We start from the raw sequence: 11806 nt of genomic DNA, 5'->3' as shown, positions 1-11806 counted from the left end.
GCTCGGCGCTCGTCGCTACGCTCCTCGCTCGCTGCGCGACTCGCGCTGGGCGAGGGCGCGGCGGGACCAGCTGCGACGGCCGGAGCCTCCTCGGGTCGGGAGGTCGTCGGCCGCTCGGGCGCCGGGGCGGCCACGGGCTCGCCGCCCCTCTCGGCGGTCGGCTCCGGGACGGCTTCCGTCTGGGGTTGGGGCTGAGGGGCGGGCGCGGGGTCGACGTTCTTCTCGCCAGCTGAAATCGGTGCGGGACGGGCTCCCGGAGCGGAGAGGATCGCCACCTGGCGCTCGAGGTCGGCCACGCGCTCGGCCAGGGACTCGAGCGTGAGGTCGGAGTCCGGGCGGGCGATCCTCGTGAAGGCGATCTCCAGAACGAGGCGCTGGTTGGGGGCGGTGCGCATCTCGCTCGACGCCTCGCCCAGGATGGTCAGGACCCGCGAGAGGCGGTCGGGCGCGCCAAACGCGGCGGCCTCGCCGCGAAGGGAGTCCAGCTCCTCCCCCCGCGCGCTCACCACGTCGTCGGCGCTCGGCACCACCGAGACCACGTAGACGTCGCGGACGTGCGCGGCGAGCTCGCGCGTGAACTGCAGGAGGTCGCGCCCCGCCTCCGCGAGCGACGCCACCTCGGAGAAGAGTGCCGCCACGTCTCGGTGCGCCATCGCGCGGGACACCTGCCCCAGCACGGAGCCCGAGACCTCGCCCAGGAAGTCGGACGCGGCGGCAAGGCTTATCTCCCCCGCCCCGAAGACGGAGAGCTGCTCGAGCGTGGTGAGCGCGTCGCGCATGCCGCCGCGCGCGTGGCGCACGATGAGCTCGAGCGCGCGCTCGTCGTAGGTGAAGCCCTCCTGGCCGCAGACGTAGGCCAGGTGCGCCTGCATTTCCTCGTTGCCGATTGCGTGGAAGTCAAAGCGCTGCACGCGGGAGAGGATGGTGGCCAGGATCTTCTGCGGGTCAGTGGTGCACATGATGAAGACCACGTGCTCGGGGGGCTCCTCGAGCGTCTTGAGCAGCGCGTTGAACGCCGCCGTGGTCAGCATGTGGACCTCGTCGATGATGTAGACCTTGCAGCGGCCGCGCGTGGGGGCATAGCTCACGCGGGAGATGATCTCCTCGCGGACGTTGTCCACGCCCGTGCGGGACGCGGCGTCGAGCTCGATGACGTCAGGGTGCTCGCCGGACGCGATGAGCTGGCACTGCTCGCAGGTGCCGTCGGGCAGGGCCGCCGGGCCGCGCTCGCACATGAGGGCCTTGGCGAGGATGCGCGCCATCGTGGTCTTGCCGGTGCCGCGCGGGCCGCAGAAGAGGTACGCGTGGCTCGTGCGCCCCTCGAGCACGGCGCGCTTGAGGGTCTCGACCACATGGCCCTGGCCCACGACCTGCTCAAACGTCTGCGGACGGTACTTGGTGTACAGCGATTCCATGCGACCTCCGATGGGCGGGATACTGACCTCCCAGTATACCCGGGCCGCCGGACGCCAGACCTCGCCCCACAGGTTCTTCTCGCCCCACGCCGTGGGCGTCAGGCGTGCAAAGGGGACAGGCACTTTTGCACGGTTCATCCGTGCAAAAGTGCCTGTCCCCTTTGCACGCCTGACGCCAGTGGCACGCGACCGAACGGGCCCGCAGCCCAGAGGGAAGGCTGCGGGCCCACTATCAGCAGCGACCGCGTCTGGAGGAGTTAGGCCGCAAGTCGCCTGCGGTAGCTGCGCAGCACGGCGACCTCACAGCCGACGAGCACCGCAGCGACCACGACATCCGCCACGATGGCGCCGATCTGCCACCCGGCCAGGCCCGTCTCGGCCGCACCGTCCTCGTACGCCCAGCTCGAGACCACCGTGTACATGATGTTCTTGCTCGCCTGGCGCATGTAGGCCACCGTAGAGGCATCGGTCACGTCAGCGGGCACGTTGGGGCCGCCGCCGTAGGTGGAGAGCATCGCGTCCACGCCGTTGGCGAGCGCCGCATCCGCGTTCATGAAGCCGTGGCCGTTGTTGCGGAAGAAGTCCGTGAGCGCCATGCCTCGGAAGCCCCACTCGTCGCGCAGGACGCCGTTCATGAGCTCGGAGTCCTCGCCCGCCCACCTGGTGCCGAGGAAGTTCCAGGACACCATGACGGCATTAGCGCCGGCATCCTTCACGGGAATCTCGAAGGCGCGCAGGTAGACCTCGCGCATGGCCTGCTCGTCAGCCCAGACGCAGACCATCTTGGCGTTGCCGTCGTAAAGGGCGAAGTGCTTGACGTAGGCGTAGACGCCCTTGGACTTGGCACCGCTCACGGCGTGGGCTGCAATGAGGCCGGACATGGTGCCATCCTCGGAGTAGAACTCATAGTTGCGCGCGCCGAAGGCGGAGCGGTGGATGTTCACGCCGGGGGCGTACCAGCCCTCGATGCCCATCTCACGGCACATCTGGCCCATTATCTCGCCGTAGCGATACTGCAGGTCAGGGCTCCACGTCGAGGCAAGCACCACGGGAATGGGCAGGCCGATGGAGCCCTCGCCGGTGAAGTTCTGGTTGATGGCGGTGGGGCCGTCGGCATCGATGGTCTGAACCTTGCCAACGGAGTCCACGGCGGGCGTCTGGTAGCCGGACATGGAGATGAGCTCCACCATCTCGTCCACGGTCATCTGGTCGAGGAGCTGGTCCCAGCGCGGATCGTCGTAGTCGGCGTCGCGCAGATCGGCCAGGGTAAGGCCGTTCTTCTCGCCGGTCGCGGGCATCTCCGCCGTGGGGTCCAGGTACGTGGTGTAGTCAAAGTTTGAGTTGAGGTGATACTCGGCGCGCTGCTCGTCCGTCATCTCGGTGCTGGCGGCGGGGGCGCACGCCTCGTCGTAGTTCGCAAAGCCGCCCGCGCGGGAGAGGTACGTCACGTCGCCGGCAATGTCCTCGAAGCGCGCCTCGGCAGCGGTCGCGTCGTCTTCGCGCGGGTTGGACCCGTCGAAGGCCTCCGTCTCGGCAAGCGAGAAGGACCGGCTGTCCAGCACGTCATGGCTGTTCGCGCGGATGGAGACCTCGTACTCCCCCGCATCGAGCACGTAGCAGCCGCGGCCGTCCACGTCGAAGGACGCCATGTCCTCGACGTCAAGCTCGAAGCTGATCGTCTGGGAGTCGCCCGGCTCCAGAAGCTTGGTCTTCTCGTACGCGGCGAGGTTTGCGGCGGCCTTCTCGATGCCTCCGTCAATGTAGGGCGGGTTGTAGTAGACCTCGACCACGTCCTTGCCGGCCACGTCGCCGGTGTTGGTCACGGTAACGTCAAAGCGCACGGTGTCACCGTCGACCGTCAGGTCGCTCATGGACTGCTCGAAGGTGGTGTAGGAGAGGCCGTGGCCAAACGGGTACTGGACGGTGGTGTCGTAGTCAAAGTCCATGCGACCAGCCTGGGCCTCGGCGTAGGCCGTCTCATAGTACTTGTAGCCCACGTAGATGCTCTCCGCGTAGTTGATATAGGCCGGGTAGTACATCTGGGGCACGCCGTTGTTCATGCCCTCGACGCCCATGTCCTCCATGTTGGTGTAGTCGGCCTTGACGGCGTTGTTCCAGTAGGGTGTCTCGGTGATGTCGTAGACAAAGGTGTCGGGCGTGCGGCCGGAGGGGTTGACCTCGCCGGTAAGGATCCGCCCGAGCGCGTTGAAGCCGGTGTTGCCGGGACCGGCGGCCCAGATGACGGCACCGATCTGGTCGTAGTCCTCGACCCAGCCGAGCTCCATCGGGTTGGAGCCGTTGTAGACCACGATGACCTTGTCGAAGTTCTCGCAGACCATCTCGACCATGTTCTTCTCGGTCTGGGAGAGGCGCAGGAAGTGGTCGCCGGCCTCGAAGTCCGCATACTCGTCGGAGTTGTTGTCGTAGGGGACGGTCGTCATGTCGACAGGCATGTCGTTGTGGCCCTCGCCCGCCAGGCGGGAGATCACGATGACGGCGGTGTCGGAGTACGAGCGCGCGTTGGCGAGAAGCTCGTCGGAGTACGCGTCAACGGTGGGCTGCGGCAGATCCCAGCTCTGGGAGAGCTCGCTCACCTCGGGGCCCGCGCCAAAGTCCGCGTAGAACTGGCTCAGCTCCTCGTTGTACTCGATTCCGGCATTGACGAGGCTGTCCTTGATGGAGACCTTCTCGTAGAGGTCATTGATTCCGCCGGAGCCCACACCGGAGTAGACGGGGTTCTCGGAGGCGTAGCCAAAGAGGTTGACCTTCGCGCCCGACGCCAGCGGCAGCGTGGCGCCATCGTTCTCAAGCAGGACAAACCCCTCGCCCGTGATCTCCTCGGTGAGGGCCTGGGCCTCCTCCGTGGTCTCCTCGGAGACCGTGAGCGCCGGGCTCGTTGCCAGGCCGATGAGCGTGGCCAGGGGGCCGAAGCACATCGCCGTCACCGACGCGGCAACCACGAGCACGCACGCGATGGCCGCCTGGGCGCGCACGAGGAACCTCTTGGGCTTGGGCTGCCTGCGCGCCACGACCATGGCCACCACCATCGCCACGAGGGCGACGCCGATGACCACGAGATATGGCACGCACAGAGCGAGGACCGCGTAGACGTCCTCAAGATCGATCTCTAGCATGACTGCTCTCCTCCGTTCTTCTCATAACGAGACTGCAATCCCTCTAGGAAGAGGCTACGTCTCCGTCGGAGGGCCCAGTCGGACACCTTTGCCGACGCCGTCCGTTTGTTGACGGATTTGCGGAAGGTGTCTCATCTCGGGGATGGCAGACTTGCCTCACGAGGGAGGGTCCATGGCAAAACAGGACGATCGTCGGGTGCGCTTCACGCGCGAGGCGCTCAAGGACGCCCTTCTTGGGCTACTTGGAGAGAAAGGCTTCAACGACATAACCGTGGCGGAGCTCTGTCGCCGCGCCGACGTCACGCGCGCCACGTTCTACCGGCACTTCGGCGGCATCATGGACGTGGTTGACCTGCTCGTGGACGACGCCTTTGACGTGGCGAACAACGTGCGCGGCGAGAGCGCGGGCCTTGCGCTGCTCGAGCGGCTGGAGGCGGTGGCGGCGCTGAGAAGTCCTGACGAGCTGCGCGACCACGAGAGCCTGCTGCCCACCTGCCAGCGCCTGGCAAACGACGAGAAGTACCTGCCGCTGCTCACGGACGCAACGCTCGCCGAGCACGTGATCCACCGCATCTACCTCATCGAGCACGACAGCTCGGTGCCCCTCTACATGCTCGCGGGAGGATTGCGCCGCGAGGAGGCGGAGCTGCTCTTCCAGCGCGACCTCTACGGCGCGTTCTACATGAACCGCGCGATGCACTGGAAGAAGGGCGACCTCTGGTACCGCACGCAGCTGCACATCAGCCGCGGGATCCTCGGCTCGCTCGAAACCCTCCGCAACCGCTAGACTGAGGGCGTCGACCGTGCAGAGGGGACGAGCGTGCCACTGGCGTCAGGCGTGGCGGCATTCGTGGCAGCCGGCCTCACCGTGCCCGACCCCGGGCCCGTTGGCTCAGCGCTTCTGCAGCTCACGCTCTTCTCGATGGTCCTTCTCGCCTGCACGGCGAGCGTGTATGCGCTCTTTGAGGCAAGCGTATGGGTGGCGCTCTTCTGCTCTACGGCCGGCTATACCGTGCAGAACCTCGCCTCGGGAACCGGCGAGCTGGTCTTTGCGCTGCTCCCGCTTGTTGGCGCCGACCCGCGGGACCCCCTGGTCGCCCTGGGCGCGTGGGCGCTCACCGCCGTTGCCGTCTTTGTGCCGTGCCACCTGCTCGTGGGGCGCAAGATCAGTGGCGAGGGCCTGGCGCAGGTTGAGGACCGCTCGATGCTGGCCATGATGGCGGTGGTGTCCCTGGTGGTCATCGGGTTTGACCTCACGATCAAGCTGCTCTTCGAGCGTGGCCTCGAGCTGGGGTTCGTCGTGGTGCTGCGGGTATTTCACGCGCTCGCATGCGTCTTCACGCTCTCCATGGAGTACGTTCTGCTCTACCGCCGTCGCCTCGAGCAGGACATGGCCACCGCCGAGCACCTGCTCGCCGAGCGCGAGCGCCAGTACCGCATGAGCCGGGAGAACATAGAGGCCATCAATATCAAATGTCACGATATCAAGCATCAGATTCGCACGCTTGCCGGGAGCGGTCCCTCCGTCGACGCCGGCGTACTCAGCGACATCGAGCGCGAGGTCAGCGTCTATGACTCGACCGTGCAGACGGGAAACGAGGCCCTGGACACCATACTCACCGAGAAGGGTCTCGTCTGTGAGCAACGCGGGATAACGCTCACATGCATGGCGGACGGCTCGGCGCTTGCCGCGCTCGCCCCGGCGGACCTCTACGCGCTCTTCGGCAACGCGCTCGACAACGCGATCGAGGCGGCGGGCGCCATCGGCGACCCGGCGCACCGCTCGGTCACGCTCTCCGTGCGCGCCGTGGCGGGCGTGGCGTCCGTGCACGTTGAGAACTACGCCCCCGCGGCGCCGCGTCTCCTGGCGGACGGGCTGCCCGCGACCACCAAGGACGACCGCGCTAACCACGGGTTTGGCACCCGCTCCATGCGCGCCATCGCCGAGCGCTACGGCGGCACGCTCGCCATGGGCTACGAGGACGGCGTGTTCCGCCTTGACGTCATGCTCCCGCTGGGCTAGGGCGGCGTCAGGCGTGCAAAGGGGACGTGTGCCCAAAACCTGACGGTTGACCCTGCCGCCTTTGCTAGGACTCGGAGCGGGAGAGCTTGCGGGCAAGCCAGCCCTTGGGCTTGCCGGCCTCGCGCCAGCGGACCATGCCCACGTGGCGACGCCAGAAGTACAGCGCAAACAGGGCAACGAGAACCACGTCCACGACGATGATGCCAATCATGATGGGGTGCATCCCGTAGTCGGCGCGCGAGAGCGCCTCGCTGTTGGCGATCATGTAGAGGATGTTGTGGCTCGCCTGGCGTAGCGCGTGGTGCCCGGCCACGGTATCGGTGGTGTCGGAGTCCATCTGGAGCTGGGCAAGGATGGTGAGCTGCAGGTCATTGCCGGCGCGCAGCGCGCGGTCGGGGTCCTGCGTGGAGCAGGCCATGACGCAGTCGGTGATGACGCAGCCCTCGAAGCCCCACTCGTCGCGAAGCACGCCCGTGAGGAGCTCCCGGCTCTCGGCGGCCGGCGTGGCGCCGATGCGGTTGAAGGAGCTCATCATGCCGGTGGACTTGCCCTCCTTGACGGCGATCTCAAAACCGCGCAGGTAGACCTCTCGCATGGCCTGCTCGTTCAGCCACGTCGCCAGGCCGCCGGCGTCGCGGTTGGTCTCCTGGTCGTTCACCGCGTAGTGCTTGGTGTAGCAGTAGATGCCCTTTGACTGGATGCCCGTCAGCTCTGCGGCGACCATCTCGCCGGAGAGCAGGCCGTCCTCGGAGAAGTACTCGAAGTTGCGTCCCGAGAAGGGCGAGCGGTGGATGTTGACCGCCGGAGCGTACACGCCGGAGATGCCGTAGGCGATCGCCTCGTTGGCGAAGGTCTCGCCCATGCGCTGCGCAAGCTCGCGGTTCCAGGTGTAGCCGAGCACGCTCTGAGCCGTGAACTGGTTGCCCTGCACGCCCTGGAGCATATTGGCCATGATGTTGTTGATGCCGGCGGGACCGTCGCAGTCCTTGAGGTAGGGCTTGTCGATCGAGGAGATGGCCATGGTCTCCCAGCCGCCGTTGCCCACGAGCAACACCATGTCGTTGACAGAGAGCTGCTCGAGGAGCTGATCCCACTGCGGGTCGTCGTAGTCGAGACCCTTCATGTCCGCGAGCTTGAGGCCATGGTTGGCAAACGTGATGTCCTCGCCCTCGCCCGCCTCGAGCGGCTCGCCCTCCAGCGCGGCGACGAGCTCGTCGGAGGCCTCGCGGCTCTGCGGCGCACGCTCCGTGGGCATGGTGCCGGCCCAGTCGGCGCGGCTCACGTACGTGATGTCCTCGCCAAAGCTCACGTCGTCAAAGCGGTTGGTTGCGGCGACCTTGTCGGTAGAGCGGGCACCATCACCCTCGTCGTTGTAGACATAGTCGCGCCCAACGGTCACGGTACGAGAGTCAACCACGTCGTGGCTGTTGTTGCGCAGGCTGATCTCGTAGTCGCCCGCCTCGAGCACGTAGGCGCCGCCCTCGGCCTTGATGCCCAGGTAGTCGTAGCTTGCCATGTCCTCGCGCGCAAACTCGATCGTAAGCGTCTGGGACTCTCCGGGCTCGAGCAGCTTGGTCTTCTCGAAGCCAGCGAGCACGACCTCGCTCTTCTCGATGCCGCCGGGGGTATAGGGGGCGGTGTAGTAGACCTGGGCGACGTCCTTGCCCGCCACGTCGCCGGTGTTGGTCACCTCGACGTCCATAGAGACGGTGGTGCCGTCGTCGCGAAAGTCGGCGATGCGCTTCTCGAACGTCGTGTAGGAGAGGCCGTAGCCAAACGGGTACTGGACGGTGGAGTCGTAGTCGATGAAGCCGTCCGCTGCCGCCGTCTCGTAGTAGCGGTAGCCCACGTAGATGCCCTCGACGTAGTCGACGTAGTGGTACGGGTCATCTCCCACCGCGGCCGTGCCGGTTCCCGCGAAGAGCGTGGTGTTGGCGTAGTAGGCGTTGGTGTAGTCGTAGTCGCCGAAGGAGTAGTAGCTCGGAGCGCTCTCCACCTCGTAGGCGAAGGTGTCCACGGTGCGTCCGGAGGGGTTCACGTTGCCCGCGAGCACGTCGCCGATGGCGTTGCAGCCACGGCTGCCCGGGAAGCCCACCCAGACGGCGGCGTCCACTCCCTCGTCCTCGATCCAGCCCAGCTCCATGGGGTTGGCCGCGTTGAGGACGACCACGACGGTTCCGAAGTTCTCCTCCGCGAGGGCGAGAAGGTCCTTCTCGTCCTGCGTGAGCTCAAGGTAGCTCTGCCCCGCGGCACCGCCGGTGTAGCCCTCCATGTCCATGGGCAGGTCGGAGCCCTCGCCGCCCATGCGCGAGATCACGACGACGGCGGTGTCGGAGTAGGCGCGCGCAGAGTCGACGAGCGCCTGGTCGTAGTCGGCTGCGGGGAGCTCGTAGATGCCCCAGTCGGTGCCCGCCATGCCCATGTCGACGCGGGCGACGGAGTTCTCCTGGTAGAACTGCACGAGCTCCGGGTTGGGCGTTAGGCCTGCGTTCTCGAGCCCCTGCAGGAACGTGACGACGTTCTCGGAGTCACCCGAACCCGAGCCGGTGCCGCCGTAGACGAAGTGCTCGGAAGACGAGCCGAGCACGTTGACCTTGCCGTCTCCGGAGAGCGGCAGGGCGTCGCCCTCGTTCTTGAGCAGGATGACGCCCTCGGACTCGACCTCCTGCGTCATGGCCGCCGAGGCCTCGCTCGCCTCGTCGATCTCCTGGGACTCGGGCGCGCCCGAGGTGAACGTCCCGATGATGCCAAAGTACGGCGAGACGACGCCGATGAGCAGGACGTTCACCGAGACGGCGACCACGATCACCGCACACACGAGCACCAGCAACAGCCGGTTGGGCCGGCGCGGCACCTTGGCCTTTGCCTGGTTCTTCTCCTCCATTTCCTTCCCTTCCTCGGGGTTCTTCTCGCCCCATGCGGGGCCCTATCCTGAGCGCGATGCTATGCGCGACGGCGCGCGGCGGCCTGACGGTTGACTTAAAATGCAAGGCACATGACTCAGTTGACCAACGGAGGGCGAGAAGAACGTGACGTACCGAGCGCTCATCGTGGAGGACGACCCGCGGGCCGCCGACGCCCTGCGCTCCTACCTCGCGCGCTATGGCCGCGAGGTCGGCGCGTCCTTCTCGGTTGAGGCCCTGGGGTCCGCGCTCGAGTTTCTGGACGGGCGGCACACGGCCGACATCGTGTTTCTGGACATCGGCCTTCCCGGCATCAACGGCATGGAGGCCGCCGAGATCATGCGCCAGACCGACGAGGTCACGCCCATCGTCTTTGTGACCGACCTCGCACAGTACGCCGTGCGCGGCTATGCGGTTGACGCGCTCGACTTCATGGTCAAACCCGTGACCTACGAGGACTTTGCCCTGCGTATGGGCCGCGCGATGCGCGTCATGGGGCGCAACGCGGACACCGCCGTCTCCATCCCCACGGCGGACGGCACCCGCATCGTCCCCGTTCGCGACATCATCTACGTTGAGATCCTCCGACACGACCTCTACTGGCATGTAGCCGGGCAGGCGGAGCCGCTTCGCGTACGCGGGTCGCTCACGGCCGAGGAGGAGCGGCTCGGCGAGCGGTTCTGCCGCATCTCCGCGAGCCACCTCATCAACATGGGGCAGGTGAGCCTCGTGCGCGGGAGCGGCGTCACCATGAGCGACGGCACCGAGCTCGCCTTCTCCCGCACGCGCAAGAAGGCCGCGCTCGAGGCGCTCGCGCGCTTTGCCGGCGGGAGCGTGTGATGGGCGACGCCGTCGCCTGGATGGGGACGAGCCTCGGCGGGGCCGGGGCCTCAATGAGCCCCGCGACCATCGCGCTGGGAATCGTGTCCGTCGTCCTCATCTGCGTGCGCATCGTGGGCGGCATCGGCCTCTTCGCACGCGGGCTGCCTCCGCGCCCGCACTTTGCGGCGCGCTGCCTTGCGATCGTCGGGGCCGTGGCCGTCGTCTTTCTCGCCCTGCTCAGCACGGCGCTGTCCGTGGGCGCCGTCTCCCCCGCCATGGGCTACCTCCTGCAGTTCGGCGCCTTCACGCTCATCCTCGCGGCGTGCGTGGGGGCCGTGATGCTGCTCTTTGACGCCTCCGTCTGGGTGGCGCTCTTCTGCGTGACGGCCGGTTACACGACCCAGAACCTCGCGACCGGCGCCACCGAGCTCGTGGCGAGCGTGGCGCGGGCGGCCGGGGCCAATCCGTCGGCTCCGGCCTTCTATCTCACGAACGACCTCGTCTGCCTGACGCTCGTGTTTCTCGCCACGTACCTCCTGCTGGCGCGGCGCATCGACCACGAGGGGCTCGTGCAGATGGAGAACCACTCGATGCTCGCCATGATGCCCGTGGTGAGCCTTGTGATCATCGGCTTCGACGTCATGGTCAAGGCGCTCACCGGGGAGGGGCTGACGCTTGGGTACGTGGTGGCGCTGCGCCTGTTCCACGGCATCGCGTGCGTGGCAACCCTGTGGATCGAGTATCAGCTGCTCTACCGCGTGCGCGTGGAGCGCGACCAGGCCACGGCGTCGCGGCTCATAGCCGAGCGGGAGCGGCAGCTCGCCCTCTCGCGGGAGAGCATCGACGCCATCAACATCAAGTGCCACGACCTGCGGCACCAGATTCGCTCCCTCGCAGACGGCGGGGCCGTCGTGGACCGCTCCGCCCTCGACGACCTGGCGCGCGAGGTCTCCATCTACGACTCCGCCGTTGCCACGGGCAACGAGGCACTGGACACCATCCTCACCGAGAAGAGCCTCGTCTGCGAGCGACGCGGCATCACGCTCACCTGCATCGCCGACGGCGCCGCGCTGGGGTTCATGGCCCCGGCGGACCTCTACGCCCTCTTTGGCAACGCGCTCGACAACGCGATCGAGGCGGTGAGCGAGCTGGACGACCCCGCGCGGAGGAGCATCTCGCTCGTGGTGCGCCGCGCGATGGGCGGCGTCTCCATCCACGTGGAGAACTACTACGCGGGCGAGCGGCGCTTCTCCGCGGACGGCATGCCCGAGACCACCAAGGCCGACCGCGCGTCGCACGGCTTTGGCACCCGCTCCATGCGGCAGATCGCCGAGCGCTACGACGGGTCCTTCTCCGCCGAGGCCGAGGGCGGCGTCTTCCGCCTGGACGTCATCCTCCCGATGGAGTGACGTGCCAACGGCGTCAGGCTTATCTGGCGTGCCACTGGCGCCAGGCGTGCAAAGGGGACAGGCACTTTTGCACGGGCAAACCATGCAAAAGTGCCTGTCC

Annotated in this window: 7 protein-coding genes; 4 read left to right on the top strand and 3 right to left on the bottom strand. The window is 67.1% G+C overall.

All coding sequences use genetic code 11. From position 1 onward, the window contains the following. Positions 1-1415, bottom strand: a 1415-nt coding sequence (gene dnaX / locus ACULPM_RS10755; protein WP_445332342.1) for a DNA polymerase III subunit gamma/tau, incomplete at its 3' end; no start/stop codon positions are given. A 257-nt stretch (positions 1416-1672) separates the two neighbouring features. Then, a complete protein-coding gene (locus tag ACULPM_RS10750) occupies positions 1673-4549 on the bottom strand; it encodes a glycoside hydrolase family 3 C-terminal domain-containing protein (RefSeq protein ID WP_445331903.1) in 2877 nt (958 codons plus the stop codon). 172 nt (positions 4550-4721) lie between these two features. Between ACULPM_RS10750 and ACULPM_RS10745 the strand changes: the two genes are divergently transcribed. Further along, complete coding sequence (locus tag ACULPM_RS10745; RefSeq protein WP_445331902.1) at positions 4722-5336, top strand: TetR/AcrR family transcriptional regulator; 615 nt, start codon at positions 4722-4724, stop codon at positions 5334-5336. Positions 5337-5369: 33 nt separating this feature from the next. Beyond that, positions 5370-6572: an ATP-binding protein gene (locus ACULPM_RS10740; protein ID WP_445331901.1), complete on the top strand. Its 1203-nt coding sequence runs from the start codon at positions 5370-5372 to the stop codon at positions 6570-6572. 64 nt (positions 6573-6636) lie between these two features. On the opposite strand, the gene ACULPM_RS10735 is transcribed toward ACULPM_RS10740, so the two are convergent. Beyond that, positions 6637-9456, bottom strand: a complete 2820-nt coding sequence (locus ACULPM_RS10735; protein ID WP_445331900.1) for a glycoside hydrolase family 3 C-terminal domain-containing protein — start codon at positions 9454-9456, stop codon at positions 6637-6639. A gap of 145 nt (positions 9457-9601) precedes the next feature. Between ACULPM_RS10735 and ACULPM_RS10730 the strand changes: the two genes are divergently transcribed. Together ACULPM_RS10730 and ACULPM_RS10725 are read left to right on the top strand one after the other, a co-directional pair. Next, on the top strand, positions 9602-10315 hold the full coding sequence (locus ACULPM_RS10730; protein ID WP_445331899.1) for a LytR/AlgR family response regulator transcription factor: 714 nt from the start codon (positions 9602-9604) through the stop codon (positions 10313-10315). Then, a complete protein-coding gene (locus tag ACULPM_RS10725) occupies positions 10315-11706 on the top strand; it encodes a GHKL domain-containing protein (protein ID WP_445331898.1) in 1392 nt (463 codons plus the stop codon). The genes ACULPM_RS10730 and ACULPM_RS10725 overlap by 1 nt, the downstream gene beginning before the upstream one ends. Positions 11707-11806: the final 100 nt, after the last annotated feature.

This window comes from Thermophilibacter sp. ZX-H3, assembly GCF_052599055.1.
This window is presented reverse-complemented; position numbering and strand designations above follow the sequence as displayed.